This window comes from Sphingobium sp. YR768 (assembly GCF_900111125.1).
Taxonomy (GTDB): Bacteria; Pseudomonadota; Alphaproteobacteria; order Sphingomonadales; family Sphingomonadaceae; genus Sphingobium.
The window spans coordinates 94165-115226 of record NZ_FOGE01000016.1; the positions used below are offsets into that span (position 1 = coordinate 94165).

A 21062-nucleotide genomic window follows, 5' to 3' on the forward strand; every position below is an offset into this window, starting at 1 on the left:
CCCTGCTTTACGCCACCGTGGCAGAGCAACGGTCGAGCACCACGATGTCGCGTTCCACAGCGATCGCGCGGAAGCGCAATTGCCCTTCGCCTTCCTCGAAAAACTCGATGCGAATCGTCTCGCCGGGCATCACAGGCTTGCTGAAGCGCACGAACATGGATTTGAAGCGGGCAACATCATTGTCGCAATAGGTGGACAGGATCGCCCGATTGGCCAGCCCCTTGGTGCACAGCCCATGCAGGATCGGCTTATCGAACCCAGCCTTGCGAGCGATCGCCGGATCGGCATGGAGCGGGTTCCAGTCACCGCTCAATCGATAGATCAGGGCCTGTCGGGGCAATGTCGCGATCTCCACGACCCGGTCGGGCGCGCGATCCGGTACCGGTGCAGCCACCGGCATCGCGTCACCAAAGCCGCCTTCGCCCCCATTGCCGCGCAGGAACAGGGTAGAGCGCACGGTTGCCAGATGCGTCCCATCCGCGTCATCATAAAGTTGCTTGACCTGATGGAGCAGCGCGCCGCGCCCCTCGCCCTTGTCCTCAACCCCGGCAACGCGATATTCGCCGCGCACCGCGCCAACGGCCGGCAACGGGCCGTGAATGACCAGATCCTGTTCGGCGTGCAAAATCTTGACCCATTCGATGCCGAATTGCGGGTCTTGCGCCCAGAAACCGGGATGACACAGGATATTGGCATAGGCCGGCAGGCAGCGAAGATCCTTTTCATAGACGAACGGCAGCTCGTCTTCATCGAGTGGATCGGCGCCATAACCCAGGCCAAGCGCGAAAATGATCGTGTCGCGCTTGTCATAAGGCTGGACGATCGGATCGATCGCCATGGTTTCAATCTTGCCCAGGTCCATCCCCATCATCTCCCACAGCGCCATCTGGCTTCATATTGTTTGCAATCACATAATACGCTAGCAATCATTTTTCGATAAAGCCAGCCTTCATATGATATTCTAGCATACTATATTGACTTGGCGACGCTTCGATCTATCCTGCGGTGACATAAGACCGCCCATGAAGGCGCAGCGCCCCATCGGCATGTCAGGAGAGAGAAATGGGCCAGCAGAGCCAGTTCGCGCCCGACTATCGGGACAGTCCAGCCCCCCTGTTCCAACAGGTGATCGCTGACGATCCGGTCGCGGCGCCCCCCGTTTTGCGCGAATATTCCGAAGTCGACATTCCGGTCGCGCGTGTACCGCGCAACCAGTATCGCAGCGCCGATTTTGCCGCGCTCGAAATGGAACGGCTATGGCCCCGCGTCTGGCAATTCGCCTGCCGGGAGGAGCAGATTCCCGAGGTCGGCGACTATGTGCTCTACGAAAGCCCCGGCGCATCGCTGATCATCATGCGTAGCGGCCCGGACGACATCAGGGCCTTCTATAATAGCTGCCTGCACCGGGGCATGCGACTGTGCGCCGAAGACAGCAGCGTGCGCAAACTCACCTGTCCCTTCCATGGCTTCACATGGAATCTCGACGGAAAACTGGCGCACGTCCCCGCGCGCTGGGATTTCCCGGACATGCAGGATGACGCCATGAACCTGCCCGAAGCGCGGGTCGAACGCTGGCAAGGCTTCATATTCATCAACCGCGATCTCGCAGCCCCGCCGCTGAAGGACTATCTGGGCCATCTGCCCTCTCATTTCGCCGACTGGTCCTATGGCGACCGCTATCTGGCGACGGTCATGCGCAAGACGATCGACGCCAACTGGAAGACCTGCATCGAGGGGTTCGTCGAATCCTACCATTTGGCCGGCATCCATGCACAGGCCCTGCCCTTCGGCGGCGATGCCAGCACCCAATATGACGTCTGGCCGGACGATCCCCATGTCAGCCGCTTTCTGGAACCGACCGGGGTGATGAGCGACCAGCTGCCCGTTCAATTGTCGGAACAGCAGATACTGGATGCCGCCCTCTCCGCCGTCTTCGTCGGTGCGCAGGTGCCCGAACTGGAGGCCGGCACGAAAGCGCGCCATTATATGGCCGCCGGCATGCGCGCGGCCATGAGCGCGGCGGACGGCGTGGATTATTCGACCCTGTCGGACGCGGAGGCGGCCGACGCCATCCAATATTCCCTCTTCCCCAATATCATCCTCTTCCGCTCGCTCGGCTATCCCTATGTCTACCGCTTCCTGCCGGTACGGGGCGATCCGAACCGGGCGACGTTCGAATTCATGATCTTCAAACCCAAACTGGCGGATGGCTATATTCCCGAAGTAGATCTGGTCGATCTGGCCGAGGCGGACAGTTTCGCGGGCGCCGGCATATTGCCGCCCTGGCTGGGTGAAATCTATGATCAGGATGTGACAGGCCTGCGCATGTGCCAGCAGGGGCTGCGCGACGGCGGCGACGCCGACATCCTCTATTCCGCCTATCAGGAAGTGCGCATCCGGCATCTGCACCAGACGCTCGACCGTTATCTCAGTGACGATCCGGCCGATGCGCCGGGCCGGCGCTAGTCACCCCAATGCCAGTACAGGAGTCTTCCTTGCGGACCGCCATGCCCAATTTCACGACGCCCCAGACCAACCGTCAGATGGTGCTGGCGCAGCGGCCACAGGGCACGCCCCGTCCCGCCGACTTCGCGCTACGCGAAGCGCCGATCGCTTCGCCAGAGGCGGGCAGCTTCCTCGTCCGCAATCTCTATCTGTCGGCTGACCCGGTCCAGCGCGGCTGGGCCGCCAATCCGGCGCTGACGCCGATCGACGCGCCCATGCGGTCGCTGGCCATCGGTGTCGTGATCGACAGCCGCGATCCCGGCATCCGGACAGGGGACATCGTCTACGGATTTTTCGGATGGCAGGATTATGCCACCGCCACCCGTGCCGACCTGCTGTCGCATATTGCGGACCCGCGCGCGCCATTGCCCGCCTATGCCGGGGTGCTGGGCATGCCCGGGGTGACGGCTTGGTTGGCCTTGCACGACATTGCGCCGCCCCGCGAAGGCCAGTCTGTCCTCGTGTCGACCGCCGCCGGCACCGTCGGCAGCGTCGTCGGTCAGATCGCACGACAAGCTGGCGCTCATGTCGTGGGCCTGACAGGCAGTGAGGACAAGATCGCGCGCTGCATCGCTGATTATGGCTATCACGCCGCCTATAATTACAAGGTCGGCGACCTGTCCGAAACGCTGGCCGCCGCGCGCCCGCAGGGTTTCGACACCTATTTCGACAATACGGGCGGCGCGATATTGGACAGCACGATCCGCGCCATGACCCGCTTCGGCCGGATCGTCCAGTGCGGCACCGCGGCGACCTCCAGTTGGAACCCTGCGCCCACGGGCCTGCGCAACGAACGCGAAATATTGATGCGGGCGCTGACCTGGACAGGCTTCGTCATATTCGACCATGTGGATCGCTTCCCCGCCGCGATCGAGCGTCTGACCGACATGCTGCTGGCTGGCCAGTTGAAGCATGACGAAAGCGTCGAGAACGGTCTGGAGCGCATCCTGCCGACGCTGGAGGCGCTGTTCGCCGGCACCAATGCCGGCAAGATGCTGGTCTATATAGGCGAGGATTGAGGCGAAAAGCCCGCCTCGATCAGGCGGGCCGCCACACGCCCAGCGCCGGCCGCACCGGTTGCACCGTCACATCGTCGCCGAAAATCCCCTCGATCGTGAAGGGATCGGCGGCGATCAACGCACGTACTGCCGCTTCATCCTCGGCCTCGATCAGGAAGGAACTGCCGATCGGCGCAGCGTCCGACGCATCGGATTCCAGCATCGCGCCAGCGACCTTCAGCGCATCGCCCTGCCTGACCCAATAATCGACATGCGCCGGCCGGTGCGCCAGCCGCTGTTCCAGCATGCCCGGCTTGTCAGGGGCAAGGACAATGAAAAACATTCGGGCATCCCTTCTTATGCGCGTCAGGCCATCTGGACATATTCGCGCGTCACGCGCTGCCTCTCAATGCCTGCCTGCTATGGTAATTTTCTGTCCTACAGGGCCGACCGCACCTAACCTGCGATCGGCTCTTTCGATTGTTAGCAGACGCGCTGCCCATCACTTCCAGCGGACCTGCAAAAGCGACATAAGGTGACAATTCCACACGCATTTTGTGGTTCTTTTCTCACATTATCGCCAATTACAGCGATGGGAATGTGTCCACGTCGTCTAGTCGTCCAGCCCCTCGGCAAGGATGTCACCCGATCCGTTCACACCGCCATTTTCGGCCAATATGGTCTTCAAATTCTTCTTCACGCGGCCCAGCACCTGCTCGCACATCGCCACTTCTTCAGGGGACAGTCCAGCCAGGATGCGCTGATTCATGGTCGATGCGATCTCCACCATCAGTTTCACGACGCCATGGCCCTTTTCGGTGATGAAGACCCGCTTCACCCGTCGATCGGTCGCATCGGGGCGCCGTTCGACATGGCCGGACGCTTCCAGCCGGTCGATCAGACCGCCTACCGTCACCTTGCCCACTTCCATCAGTCGGGCCAGGTCGACCTGCATCATGCCGTCATTGCCGCCGCGCGCCAGCGTCGTCAGCACCGACCATTGTGATCGGGTGATGTCATAGGGGCGCATGGCCATGTCCATGACCACACGCCGCACGCGCGACACGTCATGCACCAGATAGCCGAAGGTGAAGGGCTGTGCCCCCGCCTGTTGTTCCGATTGCGCCACCGCCAGGGCGGCCTGATCCCCATGTTTCATCTTTGCAACTTCATCTGGACGCGCATGAGCGCAGCGCCACGGCCATCATGACGCAAGCCAGCGCGCCATGCACGCATAATATTCACGCATGCTTATCATAATGGCCCATATGATAAGAATTTGAGCAGATATAAGCACGCCGTTACCGCAAGGTGCGGAAGCAATCCCGCACCTCCCCTATGAACAGATCCGGCTGTTCGAAAGCGGCGAAATGACCGCCCCGATCCAATGTATTCCAGTGGATGATATTGCTGAAAACCTGTTCCGCCCAATGGCGCGGCGGCGCCATGATCTCGCGCGGGAACTGGCTGTAACCCAGCGGCAGGTCGATCTTCGTCGGCCGGAAACTGCCCATGCTTTCCCAATAGAGGCGGGCCGATGACGCGCCATTAGCGGGCAGCCAGTAGAGCATGATATTGTCGAGCATCTCGTCCTGGGTGAAGATCGTCTCCGGCTCGCCGTTGCAATCGCTCCACCCGCGCAGCTTCTCGTAAATCCAGGCCGCCTGCGCCACCGGGGAATCTGCCAGCGCATAGCCGATCGTCTGCGGGCGCGTCGCCTGAAGCCGGGCATAAGCGGACTCGACATTGCCGAAATAATCGAGCGCATCGATCGCCGCCTGTTCCTGCGCATCAGGATGCTCTGACACATGCTCCGGCCGGATCGACAGCATGTTGAAATGTACGCCGGCAAGGCCCGGCGGCGCCTGAACCCCCAGCGACACTGTCACTGCCGATCCCCAGTCGCCGCCCTGCGCGACATAGTGATTATAGCCCAGCCGCCGCATCAATTCAGCCCAGGCGCGTGCGATCCGCTCCACCCCCCATCCCGATTCCGCCGGCTTATCGGAAAAACCATAGCCCGGCAGCGACGGGACGATCAGGTGGAACGCATCGGCCGGATCACCGCCATGCGCCGCCGGGTCGCTCAACGGTCCGATCACCTTGTGAAATTCAATCACGGATCCTGGCCAGCCATGGGTCAGCAGCAGGGGCATCGCATCGGGATTGGGCGAACGGATATGCAGAAAATGGATGTCGAGGCCGTCGATCCGCGTCTTATACTGGCCAAAGCCATTCAGCATCGCCTCGCACCGGCGCCAGTCATAGCCATGGCGCCAATGGTCGACCAGCGCGCGCAGCCGATCGGTCGGCACGCCCTGACTCCAGTCGGCGACAGTTTCGCGTTCCGGCCAGCGCGTCCGGTCGATGCGATCGCGCAGGTCATCCAGCACATCCTCGTCGATCGCCAGAGTGAAGGGGTGAATGGCCTCGCTCATGCGTCACGCTCCAGCACCGAAGCGAGGATCACGGCGATACGGTGCAACAGCCTCTGGGTGAAATGCGCCCCGGCGCTGGCGACCAATATATCGTCGCTCAGCCCCTTTTCGAAGGAGTCGCGGCCGCCATGCATGACCAGATGCATCAGGCGAAGCCCCGCGCGCAGGGCGAAATAGTCGATCTGGCGCTGCGGAATATCCGCCCCGCCGGCCGCACGATAGGCGTCCATGAACCGACTCCAGTCGGTGACGGCGATAACCACGGGATAGCAATAACCCAGATCCTCGCCGGGATGGCCGATCGCCGCCTGCTCCCAGTCCAGTACCGCCGTGATCTGATCTCCGTCCGCCAATATATTGTGGAACACCATGTCGTTGTGAACGATGGCGCGTCGATCATCGAGACAGTCGACATTCTCGCGCAGCCAGGCGATGACCGCCGACATGGTGACGGACGGCCAATGGGCCGCCCCCTCCCACTGCGCCGCCAGTTGCTCCAGTTCGGCGCGCCAGCCATCAATATCATAGCGATCCCGTGCCTGCCGAAGTCCGTCGCCCACACTTTCCACCGGCTGGCTGTGCAGCAGTGCCATTTCCCGTGCGAGCCCGAGAACGATCTTTTCGCTCTCCGCTGGCAGCCAGTAATCGGGCTGCACCGGCGCGCCATCGACCCGCTCGACCAGCAGGAAGGGCGCGTCCAGCCACGCCGCATCTTCCTCCACCAGCACCGGGCGGGGAACGCGCATGCCAGCGGCATACAGTTGCGTCAGCAGCCGATATTGCGCGATCTCGCTCAGGAAAGCGGCACTACCCGCCTGTCCGGGAATGCCACGCTGAATAACCATATGGGCAGGCAAGGCGTCGGCGCTTGAAACCGAGAAGATCGCTGTTTGACGCGATCGGCCGCCCACGATCAGGCGGAAGGCGGAAAGCACCGCTTCCTCACAACCCGGTTGCCGCCGAAGATAGGCTTGCAAGCGCGCCGGATCGATCGCCTGATCATCCGCCTCGACCGCAGGAGGCAGCGCCCGTTCGACGGCATCCATCCGCGCAATCGCGCTGTCGAGCAGCGTTTTCTCCCAGCGGATCGCATTGCCAAGGCCCGACAGGGAGGCACCGGTCGACAGCCTTCCCGCTGCGTCCGCTATCGCCGCGCCCGTATCGCGATAGGCGGCGGCATTTTCCGCCGGGCCGCCCTGCCGATCGGTATCCGCCGTCGGAAAGGCGGAGAAATGCGCCGGAATTTGCCCCGCCGCCGGCTCCAGTGCGTTGGCGACGGCTGTCAGGATGCGAATGCCATTGTCGAGCGCACCCAACGCGGCGCTGTCCTCCACCTTGGGCCGGACCTGAGTCCGCAAGCCCATGGCCGCGCTCCAGAGATATTGTGCATTGCTCACGTCAGCGCGCCTCTCCGATATATGATTATATGCATATCATACTAATGCATATTATATTGCCTGTCACCCCTCTTATGTGGCTGTGGGATCGAACAAACGGCTTTCCCCATCCCAGTTCACCGCTGCCGCCCGGATCGCATCGAACAGGCCGATCACCTCCGGTTGCAGCACGCCGACCTCCAGGATGATCGTTTCATCTTCCGTCATCGCGAAATAGGCGATTTGCGACCCGTCGCCGAAGGCCGCCCCCTGCAAGCGCTTCCCGCCAACACTCTCGACCCATGCCTGCGTCGCCGCCATATCATCGGCAAAAGCGCACAGATGATGGACGCCCAGCCGACCGGCATCGAGAAATTCCTGAAAGATGGAGGGGCCGCGCGGTTCGATCAGTTCGACCATCAGATCGCCGGAAAAGCTGACCGCCGCACCGAACTCCACTTTTTGATCCGTACCGCGATAGTCGGACCGGACCATGTCAAAGCCGGGGAAAACGAAGAAGGGGCCGACGCCCATCACCTGCGTCCACCAGTCGATCGCGGCGTCAAGATCGGGCACCATATAGGCGATCTGGTTCAGCCGGCCCACGGGTTTGCGCGCCATAGTCTCTCTCCTGAAATGCGGTCATCACCACTGGTTATCATTCATACCATATGCTAGCATTTCATTTCGGCAAAGAAAATCGAGCGAACGCCGGATCAAGGAGAGGATATGCAACGCACCAACAGCCCCAGTCTGACGGGGAAGGCTGCCCTCATTTCCGGCGCAGCGCGCGGCCTTGGCGCGGCGAGCGCCTGGGCGATCTGCGAGGCGGGCGGTCAAGTGATGATAGGCGACCTGCTGGTCGATCGCGGCGAGGAAACCGCTGCGGAGTTGCGCGCTGCCGGCCACGCCGCGCAGTTCGTCCAACTCGATGTACGCGACGAAACCGCATGGGCAGCAGCGGTCGACGCCACGGTTCAGGCCTTTGGCGGGCTGCATATTCTCGTCAACAATGCTGGCATTGCGACGGCGGCCACCGTGGAAGATCTTACAGTCGCGGATTTCCAGACGATCCTCGACATCAACCTGCTCGGCGCCTTTCGCGGCATGCAGGCAGCGATCCCGACAATGAAGGCCAGCGGCGGCGGAGCGATCGTCAACATATCCTCTAACTCCACCCGCAGGGTGAGCGCCATCACCACATCCTATGCCGCGACCAAGGCGGCGGTGGCGAACATGACCAAATCGGCCGCCATTCATTTGGCGCAGAGTGGCGCGAACATCCGGGTTAATTCTGTGCATCCCGGCCCGCATGCGACCGACATGCTGCTGGGCAGCGACGCCAAGGCCGATTTGCCGGAAGTGCAGGCCCTGCGCGCCGCCATCCCCATGGGTCGCATGGGCGAAGCGCGGGAAGTTGGCGCGGTCGTCGCCTTCCTGGCATCGGATGCGGCCTCCTATGTCACTGGCGCGGAACTCTTCGTCGATGGCGGGCTGACACCGCACTGAATTGCACGTCACGCCTTTGCTCGCCCTTGACTCTGGAAATGATGCATATAGTAATAATGCATACGAATTGAGAGCCGGCCGACTGAACCGGACCTCGCAGGAGAGATCGAGTGGATATTTGCCTTTCGGAAGATCATGAAACCATCCGTGAGAATGTGCGGAAGGTGTGCGACCAGTTCGATGACGAATATTGGTCGCGCTGCGATCAGGAAAAGATCTTCCCGTTCGAATTTCACCGCGCCATGGCCGATGCTGGCTGGCTGGGCATCACCATGCCGGAGGAATTTGGCGGCGCCAATCTGGGCGTCACCGAAGCGGCGATCATGATGCATGAAGTGGCGTGCAGCGCGGGCGGCTATTCCGCCGCCAGTACGCTGCACCTCAATATCTTCGGCCCCCATGCGGTGGTGGTAAACGGCACGCCCGAACAGAAGGAGCGAATGCTCAAGCCGCTGATCGACGGCTCGGATCGCGCTTGCTTCGGCGTAACCGAGCCGGACGCGGGCCTCGACACCACCAGCATCACGACCTTCGCGACCAAGGTGCCGGGCGGCTATCGCGTCACCGGCCGCAAGATCTGGACATCGTCGGGTCAGGTCGCGAACAAGATCTTGCTGCTAACCCGCACCACGCCCAAGGATCAGTGCAAGAAGCCCACCGACGGCATGACTTTGTTCTACACCGATCTGGACAAGAGCCAGATCGAGGTGCGCCGTATTCCCAAAATGGGCCGCAACGCCGTCGATTCCAACGCCACCTTCATAGACGATTATTTCATCCCGGATGAGGACCGCATCGGCGAGGAAGGCAAGGGTTTCCATTATATCCTGCACAGCCTGAACCCCGAGCGCATACTGGTCGGCATCGAAGCAGTGGGCCTTGGTCGCGGCGCACTGGCGCGCGCGTCCCGCTATGCGGCCGAACGCAAGGTGTTCGGCAAGCTGATCGGCGAAAATCAGGGCATTCAACATCCTTTGGCGGAAAACTGGACCTATCTTGAATCCGCTTATTGGATGATCATGCGCGCGGCCAATCTCTATGATCAGGGCAAGCCCTGCGGCGCGGAAGCCAATGCCGGCAAGTTTCTGGGCGGACGGGCCGCGTTCGACGCCTGCACCCGCGCAGTCATGACCCATGGCGGCATGGGCTATTCCACCGAATATCAGGTCGAACGCCTGTTCCGGGAATCGATCCTGTTGCGCATCGCGCCCATCACGGAGCAGATGATCCTGAGCTTCATCGCCGAAAAAGTGCTCGACCTGCCCAAATCCTACTGAGCCATAATCAGGAGAGGTTATGTCCAACTATCCCAAGCCCGATCCGGCAACCTTGCTGGAAATTTACAAGAAGGCGGCGCTGATCAAGCTTAACGACGAGCGCATCATCAAGCAGATGATGGCCGGCAAGCTGGTCATGCCCTATTACAGCCCGCGCGGGCAGGAAATCATCCCGTCGGCCATTTCCGTCAGCCTGACCGACGATGATTATATCTGCACCATCTATCGCGGCATCCACGATATGCTGGCCAAGGGTTTCCCGCTGGACGAGCTATGGGCCGAACTGGCCGGGCGGGTCACCGGCACCTGCAAGGGCAAGGGCGGCCCGATGCACCTGACCTGCCCGGACAAGGGGATGATGGTAACGACCGGCATCGTCGGATCGTCCATGCCGATCGCCACCGGCCTTGGCTGGGCGGCGAAGCTGGATGGCAAGAATCGCGTGTCCATCGCCAATTTCGGCGATGGCGCGGCCAATATCGGCGCTTTCCATGAATCGCTCAACATGGCGGCGGTGTGGAAGCTGCCGGTCATCTTCGTGTGCCAGAATAATCTCTACGCCGAACATACCAGCGTCGCCTATTCCCGCGCGATCGACAAGATTTCGGATCGGGCGGCGGGCTATGGCATGCCGGGCGTTACGGTGAACGGCAATGATCCCGATGAAATGTATGGCGCGGCCAAGGTCGCGATCGACCGCGCCCGCGCCGGCGAAGGCCCGACCCTGATCGAGGCGATGACCTTCCGCTTCAACGGCCATCTGCTGGGTGAAGCCGGCCATTATATGGACAAGGGCCTTTATGCCCAGGCGCAGAAGGATGATCCGATGCCGATCCTGCGCGCGCGCCTGATCGCAGACGGGATTGCGAACGAGGACGAACTGGCCGCTATCGAAGCGGATATCGACGCCCGCATCGATGTCGCGCTGGCTGCTGCCTATGACGCGCCATTCCCGGATGTCGCCGAACTGAAGCGCGACGTGTTCGCCGAAGAAATTGCGTGAGAGGATCGTCATGACCGATACCACCACCACAACCGCCCCGGCCGACAATCAGGTCAGGAAAATGACCGCCGTCGAAGCCATCAACCTGGCGCTGCATGATGCGATGGAGGCCGACGCCAAGGTACTCGTGCTGGGCGAGGAAGTCGCCGACCCGCAGGAAGGCGGCGTCATGGGCGTGACCAAGGGCCTGTCCACCAAATTCGGCGAAGATCGCGTCAAATCGACGCCGATTTCGGAGCAGGCGATCATCGGCGCAGCCATTGGCGCGGCAGTCGGCGGTTACAAGCCCGTCGCCGAAATCATGCTGATGAACTTCGTCACCGTGGCGATGGACATGATCATCAACCATGCCGCCAAGCTGCGCTTCATGTCGGGCGGGCAGACCGGCGTGCCGATGGTGATCCGCACCATGACCGGCGCGGGCTTCTCCACCGGCGGCCAGCATAGCGACTATTGGGAGGCCTGGTTCGCCCATGCCCCCGGCATCAAGGTGGTCGCCCCGTCCAACCCGGACGATGCCTATGGCCTGATGCGGGCGGCGATCGATGATCCCGATCCGGTGCTGTTCATCGAAAACCTGCCCAGCTACTGGACGCCTGCGCCGGTGACGAAGCAGATCATCCCGATCGGCAAGGCACGGATCGCGCGCGAAGGTAGCGACGTCACCGTCATCGCCCATTCGCTGATGGTGACGCACAGCCTGGCCGTGGCGGAAAAGCTGTCCGGCGAAGGCGTGTCGGTGGAGGTGATCGACCTGCGCACCATTTCGCCATGGGACAAGGAAACGGTGCTCGCGTCGGTGCGCAAGACCGGGCGGGCGGTGGTCGTCCATGAAGCCGTGAAGCAGTTCGGCATCGGCGCGGAAATCGCGTCGGTCATCACCGAAGAGCTTTGGGGCACGCTCAAGCGTCCGGTCGAGCGGGTCGGCGCGGCCTTCAGCTCGGTGCCTTTCTCCAAGCCGCTGGAAACCGCCTTCGCGCCCCAGCCGGACACGATCGCCGCCGCCATCAAGGCAGCGCTCGCCTGACCATCATGGGGTCGCCGTGGTGGCGGCCCCTCCCTTTCAAGGGCATCTGCATGATCGCTTCAGCAGAAGATGACAGCTATCTGGTCGAATTGACCGACGGCGTACTGCGCCTGTCCTTCAACCGGCCGCAATTTGGCAACGCAATTCCCAAGACGGCCGTGCCCGGTCTGACCCAGTTGTTCCACGCCGCGCAAGCCGATCCGTCAGTGCGCTGCATGTGGGTGCGCGGTGAAGGCAAGATTTTTTCCGCCGGCGGCGATGTCGCTGGCTTCGCCCAGTCGATCGAGCAGGACGTGGCGACACGGCAGGCCGATTTTGCCCGTCGCCTGCCGCTGGCGCGCGGTTTGGTGGAGGCGATCGCCGCCTTCGACCGGCCGATCGTGACGTCGGTGCGCGGCGCAGCGGCTGGCGCGGGCCTCTTCTACCCGCTGGTCGCCGACTATGCGATCGGTGACGACAGCGCGACCTTCGTCTTCGCGCACCAGAAGGTCGGCCTATCGCCCGATGGCGGCGTCACCGCCGTTCTGCCGCAGGTGGTCGGCACACGCATGGCGCGCATGCTGCTGCTGACGGCGGCCAAGGTCGACGCGCAGGAGGCATTACGGCTGGGCATGTTGCATCGGATCGTCGCGGCGGATGCGCTGGAGGAAGAAGCGATGAAGATGGCGACCCGTCTCGCCCGCGCACCGCAACTGGCGATCACCCGCGCCAAGAAGCTGGTCAATGACGCGCCCAAACAGTCGCTGGCGCAGATATTGGACGCGGAAACCGATGGTATCGTCGCCTGCGTTGGCGATCCTGATTTCGATGAGGGCGTGCGCGCTTTCCTTGAAAAGCGCAGCGCCATCTTCCCCTCGACGCGCTAACGCTAAAGCGCGTCGATCAGGTACATGCGCGTCGTCGCACCCGCCTGCCGGCTTTGCGCATAAGGCTGATATTCCGGACTGGCGAGAAAGCCCTTGAGCGCCTGGGCCGAGGGGAAGTCGAAGATCACGACCCGATCCGGCACTGCCCCCTCCCCCTCCAGCACGTCCGGCGCGCCGGCCGCCAGATAGCGCCCTCCTGCAGCCGCCACCATCGGCGGCACCGCGCGCCCATAGTCGGCCCGCCAGCCCTCATCCAGATAGGTAAGTTCGACAACGAGATAGACAGTCATGACGTTTTCCTTCAAGCTGCCGCAGCCGGTCTCGAGGGCCAGGCGATGAGCAGAAACGACAGGATGACGGGCGCGAAGCCCATGACCAAGCCGAAGATTGCGATCGGCGCGAAGCCGACCTTCACGATTTCCGCACATGTCCAGAGCGCGACCAGCGCCGCCGTCACACCGCTGACCACGCGGACGACGCCACCGATCCGCAGCCCCGGCAATCGCCCTTCCCGACGCCCCATGAAGAAGCGCCTGTCGTCCCCACACGCCTGCCACAGCGCCAGCAATACATAGGCGGCCACGACGATATTGCCCCACCACAGGATCATCCACACCCAGGCAATCCGGTCGGCCAGACGCCCGCCCCGTTCGCGGAAGATCAGCCAACCGACCATGAAGAACAGGCCCGTCACCAGATCATTGTTGATGAACAACTGCCATGGGTCGCCCGATCCGGCGAGGAAGGTGTCGAAGCCCACGCCATGATCCATGCCGCTGTTGATTGCGACGTTAGCCATGTTGACGCCCATGATCGCAATCACGACCCAGGCGATGATCCGCGCGCCTTTCATGCCTTCCTCCCCCGTTTGGCTCAGCGCTTCTGCTGGCTCATCTTGTAGACATAGTCGTTCCACTGGACTTCCTGGCTTTCGCCATAGCCGGTGCGCCCGTCCCAATCCCATTCGACCAGGCCGATATGGCAGGTAATGTTGGACCAGCCACCCCAGATGGTTTGCGCCACCAGCTTGCCGCGAATATGATAGGTGTCGCCCCGGTCATCCTCAAAGCTGTAATCATGGGTGATCGGACCGAACTGATCAGGGGTGCGGGTCGTAATCTTCGAGGAATTGCGGATGCGGCGCTGTTCCCCTTTCACCACGACCCAACCATCGTTGAAGATGCGCGTGGGCACCGGCATGATGCCCTTCCATTCGGGGTTGCGATCCGGGTCGTCATGCGATCCGACATTGAAGGCGAAGTCCTCGCCGAAGGCACCCGTCACCCAGGTATAGGGCGGCGCGGGATTGTGATTTTCCGGTCGCGCCTCGCCCCAGCTGCGATCGCGCACGGCATGGCAATCGACCTTGTAGCGCTCGCCGCGCAGGACCAGATCGCCGGTGACATGCATCACCTGTTCGAAATGTTTGTTATTGGCCCGCATGATCGGCACGCCGATCGCGCGCAGGTCCACATCGACGCTTGTCTCACGCACCGGATCGTCAAAGGTCAGACGCACATGCTCCAGCGGCTTGATCGCCTGCACCCGCATGCTGTTGGGCAACTGGATATCGCTGCCATCGCCGACCACGGTCATCGCCATATAGTCGCGGTAATCGAATAGCTCGCAGGCCAGATGGCTCTGCTTGATGCCCTTGAAGATCATCAGGCCGGAACTCACCGTCCCCAGCGTGGGGTGCACCCAGCAATAGGCGAAGCAGTTGATCGCCGCTTCGGGCACATGGAAATTCCAGTACCATGTCTCGGTCAGCGTATCGACCGGATCGCCCACGCCATGATAATATTCGTCCTGCGGGACATGCGATCCAAAGCCTCCGCCCAGATTGCTGTTCCAGTCGGTATCGGACATCAAGCCTCTCCATTTGCGCCGTCATCGGCCTTTGTCCGAGCATTAGGATGCTTACGCACCATATGCTAGCATAATTTATTGCAGGCTGGACCGGCCGGCATTTTGTATGGTAGCATACCATATTGGAAATGCGAACCCGCAGCCAAGGGAGACGGATGATGGCAGTCATTGCCGAACGGGATGTGGTGAAGGGCTATGGCAGTAAGGAACGCCCCTTGCTGAGCGAATTGTGGAGCCGGGACAGTCGCGGCCCTAATGCGGCGATGCAGGCACGCGGCGACCATCAGCCGAACAATCGGCAGATCGATTATGCGCGCTATCATGACCCTGCCTTTTTCCAGCAGGAACTGGACAAGATCTGGAACCGCCAATGGCTGTTCGCCTGCCGCGACGAGGATATTCCACAGGTCGGCGATCGGGTGCCACTGACGATCGGCCCCAACAGCTATTTCATCGTGCGGTCGGATACGGACAGCTTCAAGGCTTTCTATAATAGCTGCCTGCATCGCGGGACCAAGTTATGCGCGAAGAAGGAACAGGCGGAAACGATCCGTTGTCCCTATCATGCCTGGGAATGGAATGTGGACGGGCGGCTGAAACGCATCCCCAGCCATTGGGATTTCCCCGACCTCACCCGGCTCAACGCTTCCCTGCCCGAAGTAAGGCTGGAACGCTGGGGCGGCTTCCTGTTTATCAATGCCGACAAGGATGCGCCGCCGCTGCTGGACGCGCTGGGACCGATGCCGGATCATTTCGCCGCCTTCGCACCAGAAAATCGCTATACCAAGGCACGCTTTCGCAAACTCGTCCGCGCCAACTGGAAAATCACACAGGAAGCCTTTCAGGAATCCTATCATCTCTACGCCACGCACCCGGAAGGCGTGCCCTTCACCGGCGACAGCCAGTCGCAATATGACATTTTCACCACGCCGCTGGGTGCGGTAGGGCGCGAAGCGGTGCCGTCGGCCGTACCCAGCATGCATGCGGATTCCTCGGCAACGGCGCATGCCGCCGCGATGGTGGCGGCGCAGGTGCAGCAGATGTGGCATTATCCAGACGCCACCCTGCCCGACATCGATCCGGCCAAGGATGTGCGCGCGCAACTGGGCGACTGGCTGCGGCAAAGCTATGAACAAAGCTATGACCGCCCGATCACCGAAAGCGACGCGGTGATGATCGATAGCTCGCTCTATTTCCTCTATCCGCACTTTACCCTGTGGCTGTCGGAATCGGTGCCCTTCGTCTACCAGTTCCTGCCGCACGAAACCGACCCGAACCTCTGCTATTTCGATGTCCGCCTGCTGATGCCCTGGCGCGAGGGTGAGCCTCGGCCGCCGGCGGCCGAACCGATCGAGATCGGCGCGGACGAAAGCATTGCGGAAAAGGCGCCGGCTTATGGTTTCCTCGCGATGATCTTCGATCAGGATATGAGCAACCTGCCGCTGGTCCAGCAGGGGCTGAAGGCAGCCAATCCCGCTGCCCCCTATTCACGCCTTGGCGCTTATCAGGAGGGCATGATCCAGGCTTGGCACGAACTGATCGACCGCGATCTGGCGCGCTGATCAAAAGACGCGGGGAAGGAGCGCCCCTCCTTCCCCTGACAAAAAGAGAGGCGGCCGGGGTTGTCCCGGCCGCCTCTCTTTTTGAACATTGGTCGATTCAGAATTTGAAGACCAGTTCCCCGCCATAGGTGCGCGGCGCACCCGGCGCGCTGGCAAAGGCCGATCCCGATGCCTGCGCATAATAATTGATATTATATTTCTTGCCGGTGATGTTCTTCATCCAGAAGCGCATGGTGACATGCTCCCAGCTTTCCGGCGTGAAGGATACCCCGCCGTCCAGCAGGAAGCGCGACGGCTCCTTGATCAGATTGTCGGCATCCCAGTTGAAGCTGCTCGACCAGTTGCCGGTCAGGTCGAGCGTCATCTCGCCCGCGCCCTCAATCTCACGAACATAGCTGGCGCCGCCGCTGAACTTCCATTTCGACGCATAAGGCATGCGGTTGCCGCTGCAATTGATGCTGATCTGGTCGAGATTGCCCGGCGCGGTCGGCGAATAGACATAGGACGCGCAATCGAGCGTGCCATTGCCATCGACATCGCCGAAATTGCGGAACTTCGCGTCCAGATAGGTGCCGGCCAGCCGCAAGGTCAACCCCTGCGCCACTACCGTCGTCAGATCGAACTCAGCACCCTTGGTCCGCGCCGATCCGGCATTGGCCAGGAACACCAGACCATTGCGCTGCGCCTGAATCTGCGGATTGCTGATGTCGTTCCAGAACAGCGCCGTGTTGAAGCGCACCTTACGGTCGAACAATTCGGTCTTCAGGCCGATTTCATAGGCATCGACGATTTCCGGATTGAGCGACTTGGTGTCGAGCGGCAGAGTATTGAACGTCCCCGCCTTATAGCCCCGGCTATAGGAGGCATAGGCCATCACATCCTCATTGAACTTGTGATCGCCGGAAATCTTGTAGGTCCATTTCTTGAACGTCTTGGACGCAGATGGATTGTCGCCATCGACGATAGTGATGCCGTTCGGATTGCCGAAATCATTATGCGCATCGAACTGCTGCGCCCGTAGCACGAACGGATCGGGACCGAAGACGCCGGGGAAGAAGGTGACGTCAGTATAACCCGTGCCGCGCACCTTATCGACGGTGTAGCGCAGACCGCCGGTGACATTGGTCATCTCGCCCAGCGGCACCGTGACCTGCCCGAAACCGGCATAGGATTTGACCTTCTGCCGCCCGACGATCTTGATGACGTCAATGCCATTGGCGTTCTGTCCGGGGCCGCCGATATAAGTCGGATCGAACCCGCCATCGGCATTGAGATAATAGGCGCCAAGGATCCAGTTGACCTTGCTGCCAGCCGCCGATTTCAGCTGAAATTCCTGCGACAGCTGTTTGTCGACGATATTCAGGTCATAGACCAGCCAGTCATAGTCCGAATAGTTACCAGACGAATGATAGAGTTCCTTATTGTGGCGATAGGCGGTGATGCTGACGAAATCGGCAAAGCCCAATTCCTGGTCGATCCGCGCGGATACGCCCCAGCCCTCGGACTCGTCATATTGCTCCTCCGCCAGCGACACATCGTAGAAGCCAAGTGCGGGCAGCACCTGCGACGGCACCGGCGCCTCCGGGATCGGCCCCGCGCCATTATGCGACGGATCGGGCGATCCGCCGACCGTGCCGGGGAAGGGACGGGAATAGATGCCGATCTGGCTCCAGCTGCTCTGATAATAGCCGATCAGCTTGACCGCGGTCGTATCGGCCGGCTCCCACAGTACCTTGCCGCGCAGGCTGATGCTATGGCCCTTCCAATAATCGTCCCCGCCGTCCTTATAGCCTTTGGACGTATCCAGTTGATCGACCAGCTTCTTGTTGCGGCCCCAGCCCTGATCCTGATTATGCCAGCTCATGGAGAAATTCGCGGCCAGCCGATCGGTGATCGGCATGTTGCCATAGAATTTCAGGTCCATCGTCTCATAATTGGAATAGCCCATCCGGGCTTCCAATTCCGCGTCCTGGCTCGGGTCCTTGGTATAGATCGAAATGACGCCGCCTGATGCGTTGCGGCCGAACAAGGTGCCCTGTGGTCCCTTCAGAACTTCCACGCGATCGACGCTGGCAAGATCGAAGAAGGGAAAGCCAGCGCGGATGAAATAGACATCGTCGATATAGACGGGCACGCTCGCTTCGTTACCGGCGGTCGTCACCGGATTGCCGATGCCGCGAATGAAGGTCGTCACCGTGCCGGTCGCCTGCCCAATCTGGAGCGCGGGATCGATGCGGTTCAATTCCTGAACACTGGTAATACCCTGCGACACCAGCGCCTCACCGCTGACAGCCGTGACCGACAAAGGCGTATCCTGCACATTTTGCGACCGCTTCTGCGCGGTCACGACAATATCCTGAAGCTGGTAATTTTCTGATTGCGCTTCCTGCGCATGGGCCACTGTGCCGGTCAGGCCGACAAAGGTCGCAACGGAAGCAAGCAGCGCAGCCTTGCGCGCACCATTGATGCAAAGATCACGAACGGATCCAGACATGGACATCCTCCCTCATTATGATTGTTGCAGATGCGCCTTTTTCTGCGGCGCCTTTTATATGCAGCAACATCTGCTACCGACGTGCGGTGCAGCTTTTTCTTATGGTCAACAGGGTTGGCTCGCCCTTCTACGGCGCCAGACATCCTCCCATATTCCGCTCGGATTTGATTCGCGTCCATTTGATATGGATACAATCCGTATGCTCGCAAACTATACGCTTATTTTGGCGTAACGCAATGCATCCTGCGCGTCGCTTCTCTAAATTTGCAGATCAATAAACGGCTTCATCCCACCAAGGGAAAAAGGACGGCATATCTTCCATGACGCGGTCCGGAAATGTCGGTGCGCGTTTCTCCAGAAAGCTCGCCACCCCTTCCCGCACATCGGCTGCGCGCGCGCGCGCATGAATACCGCGACTTTCGATCCGGTGTGCCTCCATCGGATGCGCCATGCCCAGTGACCGCCAGAGCATCTGTCGGGTCAGCGCCACCGACACCGGTGCGCTGTGGGTGGCGATCTGCTGCGCCAGAGCCAGAGCGGCGGGCAGCACCCCTTCGGGCGGATGGAGCGACCGGACCAGTCCCGCCCGCAAAGCCTCCTGCGCCGGGAATGTCGCGCCGGTCAACGTCCATTCCAGCGCCTGGGCTATGCCCACGATCCGTGGCAGGAACCAGCTCGACGCCGACTCCGGCACGATCCCCCGCCGCACGAAGGGCAGCGCGAACTTCGCCTCCTCCGACGCCAGCCGGAAATCGGCGGCCAGCGCCATGGTCACGCCCATGCCCGCAGCCGATCCGTTGAAGGCGACGATCACCGGCTTCAGACAGTCATAGATACGCAGCGTGATGAGGCCACCAAAGTCGCGGGTGGCTGGGTCCGACCAGTCGACCGGATCATTCGGTGCAGCCGATGAGAGCGAGGATTGCCCCGGCGACAGGTCTGCACCCGCACAAAAGGCGCGCCCCTCCCCGGTCAGGATCACCGCGCGCACTGCATCGTCCCGGTCGACCCGGTCGAACAATGCGACCAGATGCTTCGCCATCGGCCGGGTAAAGGCATTGAGCCTATCCGCTCGATCGATAGTGATGATCGCGACGCCATCGGCGACGTCGAACCGGAAATGTTCGGGATCGGTCATGGCCGCTGCTCCCGTCTCAGACGTCCTTCAGGGCGCCGATCTCGACATTGGCCAGCCCTTGCTCGCCGGTTTCCTCACAATAGACCCGGCACATATTCTCGACATTCAGATAGACTTTGGAGCCAGGCTTTTGCGAATGAAGCGGCAGCCGGGCAAAGGCATTCCCGACATCAGCGACCAGCGTATAGGCTTTACCGCTCAATGTCGTCGCGCGATAGATGACCTTGTCCGGCATGCCCTCCGGTCCTTCGCCGACCGTCTCGATCTCCAGTGCCTTCATCACCTCATTGCCTTCGGGCAGAGCGATATAGCCTTCCGCCGTGCGGCTTTCAGGCCGGATGACATTGCGCACCCGCATCAGGTGAAAGCCCATCGACGGGAAATTGAAGAAGGACCAATTATGGTCCAGCGTCATCTGGTCGTTGCGCATGCCCCAGCTATGGTCGCGATAGCCCGATCCATCGACGTCGATCGACGTACCGGCAAAATCCCCCGACTTGAAGGTGACATTACCCGTGGCGTTCATGCACTGGCCCTGATGGCGGAAGCTGTTGCGTTCGAACGCGGTATTTTCGGAAATCGAAAACCAGTCGGGATTGACGTCCGCGCAGGCCTGAAAATCGAACAGATGCATGCGCCGCGTGAACACCAGCTTCGCCGCAACCGCCTCATCTTCATATTCCACCACGAATTCGGCCTGCGGCTTCACGAAATCGATCGTCAGGTCACCATAATGCAGCGTCTTGGCATGCTCGAAGGGCGAAGGCATCGGCACTTCCTTGCCATTGATGATCTTCTGCCCCTTGTGCAGCACGGTGAAGGACGCAAAAGCGCGGTCATAGGTCGGCTCGGCGGTGCAATGGGCCAGACAGCAAATGTCCCGATCCGGGTCCATGAAGACCCAGAAGTAATTCTCCTTCCAGCGCAGCCAGGCGCGGGTGGGAACGCTGTGGGGATAATCCTCGTGCAGCAGCATATCTCTCTCCAATATCTAAATTCT

The 21062-nt window shown here is 61.1% G+C and carries 20 protein-coding genes; 8 read left to right on the forward strand and 12 right to left on the reverse strand.

What is annotated here, in order from left to right; genetic code table 11:
• Positions 1–7: 7 nt before the first annotated feature.
• Positions 8–871, reverse strand: a complete 864-nt coding sequence (locus BMX92_RS17430) for a MaoC family dehydratase (protein ID WP_218145800.1) — start codon at positions 869–871, stop codon at positions 8–10.
• A 191-nt stretch (positions 872–1062) separates the two neighbouring features.
• Here BMX92_RS17430 and BMX92_RS17435 point away from each other — a divergent pair, with 191 nt between their 5' ends.
• A complete protein-coding gene (locus tag BMX92_RS17435; protein ID WP_093018817.1) occupies positions 1063–2466 on the forward strand; it encodes an aromatic ring-hydroxylating oxygenase subunit alpha in 1404 nt (467 codons plus the stop codon).
• A 29-nt stretch (positions 2467–2495) separates the two neighbouring features.
• Positions 2496–3524, forward strand: coding sequence for an NADP-dependent oxidoreductase (locus BMX92_RS17440; RefSeq protein WP_177185118.1), 1029 nt, complete (start codon positions 2496–2498; stop codon positions 3522–3524).
• Positions 3525–3543: 19 nt separating this feature from the next.
• Here the strand turns inward: BMX92_RS17440 and BMX92_RS17445 are convergent, their stop codons facing one another.
• The 5 genes from BMX92_RS17445 to BMX92_RS17465 all read right to left on the reverse strand — a co-directional run bounded on the left by BMX92_RS17445 (position 3544) and on the right by BMX92_RS17465 (position 7938).
• Entirely contained in the window at positions 3544–3846 is a 303-nt protein-coding gene (locus tag BMX92_RS17445) for a YciI family protein (protein ID WP_093018821.1), read from the reverse strand.
• A gap of 270 nt (positions 3847–4116) precedes the next feature.
• Positions 4117–4662: a MarR family winged helix-turn-helix transcriptional regulator gene (locus BMX92_RS17450; protein ID WP_093018823.1), complete on the reverse strand. Its 546-nt coding sequence runs from the start codon at positions 4660–4662 to the stop codon at positions 4117–4119.
• A gap of 142 nt (positions 4663–4804) precedes the next feature.
• Complete coding sequence (locus BMX92_RS17455) at positions 4805–5941, reverse strand: epoxide hydrolase family protein (protein ID WP_093018825.1); 1137 nt, start codon at positions 5939–5941, stop codon at positions 4805–4807.
• The gene (locus tag BMX92_RS17460) at positions 5938–7338 is read right to left on the reverse strand and encodes a phosphotransferase family protein (protein ID WP_143066818.1); all 1401 of its coding nucleotides are present in this window, start codon (positions 7336–7338) and stop codon (positions 5938–5940) included. Before BMX92_RS17460 ends, BMX92_RS17455 begins: the two co-directional genes overlap by 4 nt.
• A 72-nt stretch (positions 7339–7410) precedes the next feature.
• On the reverse strand, positions 7411–7938 hold the full coding sequence (locus BMX92_RS17465) for a VOC family protein (RefSeq protein WP_093018829.1): 528 nt from the start codon (positions 7936–7938) through the stop codon (positions 7411–7413).
• A 108-nt stretch (positions 7939–8046) separates the two neighbouring features.
• Between BMX92_RS17465 and BMX92_RS17470 the strand changes: the two genes are divergently transcribed.
• From BMX92_RS17470 to BMX92_RS17490, 5 genes are all read left to right on the forward strand, one after another.
• The gene (locus tag BMX92_RS17470) at positions 8047–8826 is read left to right on the forward strand and encodes an SDR family NAD(P)-dependent oxidoreductase (protein ID WP_093018831.1); all 780 of its coding nucleotides are present in this window, start codon (positions 8047–8049) and stop codon (positions 8824–8826) included.
• Positions 8827–8936: 110 nt separating this feature from the next.
• Positions 8937–10103, forward strand: a complete 1167-nt coding sequence (locus BMX92_RS17475; protein ID WP_093018833.1) for an acyl-CoA dehydrogenase family protein — start codon at positions 8937–8939, stop codon at positions 10101–10103.
• 19 nt (positions 10104–10122) lie between these two features.
• Positions 10123–11106, forward strand: a complete 984-nt coding sequence (locus BMX92_RS17480; RefSeq protein ID WP_093018835.1) for a thiamine pyrophosphate-dependent dehydrogenase E1 component subunit alpha — start codon at positions 10123–10125, stop codon at positions 11104–11106.
• A gap of 10 nt (positions 11107–11116) precedes the next feature.
• A complete protein-coding gene (locus tag BMX92_RS17485; protein WP_218145801.1) occupies positions 11117–12133 on the forward strand; it encodes an alpha-ketoacid dehydrogenase subunit beta in 1017 nt (338 codons plus the stop codon).
• A 50-nt stretch (positions 12134–12183) separates the two neighbouring features.
• Positions 12184–12999: an enoyl-CoA hydratase/isomerase family protein gene (locus BMX92_RS17490; protein WP_177185119.1), complete on the forward strand. Its 816-nt coding sequence runs from the start codon at positions 12184–12186 to the stop codon at positions 12997–12999.
• Between the two features lie 2 nt (positions 13000–13001).
• On the opposite strand, the gene BMX92_RS17495 is transcribed toward BMX92_RS17490, so the two are convergent.
• From BMX92_RS17495 to BMX92_RS17500, 3 genes are read right to left on the reverse strand one after another with little or no spacing between them, the layout of a single operon-like run.
• Positions 13002–13289 carry a DUF1330 domain-containing protein gene (locus tag BMX92_RS17495; protein WP_177185120.1) on the reverse strand — a complete coding sequence of 96 codons (288 nt, stop codon included), beginning with the start codon at positions 13287–13289 and terminating at the stop codon, positions 13002–13004.
• An 11-nt stretch (positions 13290–13300) separates the two neighbouring features.
• Positions 13301–13852 carry a hypothetical protein gene (locus tag BMX92_RS27425; protein WP_177185121.1) on the reverse strand — a complete coding sequence of 184 codons (552 nt, stop codon included), beginning with the start codon at positions 13850–13852 and terminating at the stop codon, positions 13301–13303.
• A 20-nt stretch (positions 13853–13872) separates the two neighbouring features.
• Entirely contained in the window at positions 13873–14868 is a 996-nt protein-coding gene (locus tag BMX92_RS17500) for a DUF7064 domain-containing protein (RefSeq protein WP_093018841.1), read from the reverse strand.
• A gap of 155 nt (positions 14869–15023) precedes the next feature.
• Between BMX92_RS17500 and BMX92_RS17505 the strand changes: the two genes are divergently transcribed.
• Positions 15024–16430, forward strand: a complete 1407-nt coding sequence (locus tag BMX92_RS17505; protein WP_218145802.1) for an aromatic ring-hydroxylating oxygenase subunit alpha — start codon at positions 15024–15026, stop codon at positions 16428–16430.
• 97 nt (positions 16431–16527) lie between these two features.
• Here BMX92_RS17505 and BMX92_RS17510 read toward each other — a convergent pair whose 3' ends face one another.
• The 3 genes from BMX92_RS17510 to BMX92_RS17520 form a co-directional block, all read right to left on the reverse strand.
• Positions 16528–18924, reverse strand: a complete 2397-nt coding sequence (locus BMX92_RS17510; protein ID WP_177185123.1) for a TonB-dependent receptor — start codon at positions 18922–18924, stop codon at positions 16528–16530.
• A gap of 271 nt (positions 18925–19195) precedes the next feature.
• Entirely contained in the window at positions 19196–20062 is an 867-nt protein-coding gene (locus tag BMX92_RS17515) for a crotonase/enoyl-CoA hydratase family protein (protein ID WP_093018847.1), read from the reverse strand.
• Positions 20063–20078: 16 nt separating this feature from the next.
• Positions 20079–21038, reverse strand: coding sequence for a hypothetical protein (locus BMX92_RS17520; RefSeq protein WP_093018849.1), 960 nt, complete (start codon positions 21036–21038; stop codon positions 20079–20081).
• Positions 21039–21062 lie beyond the last annotated feature (24 nt).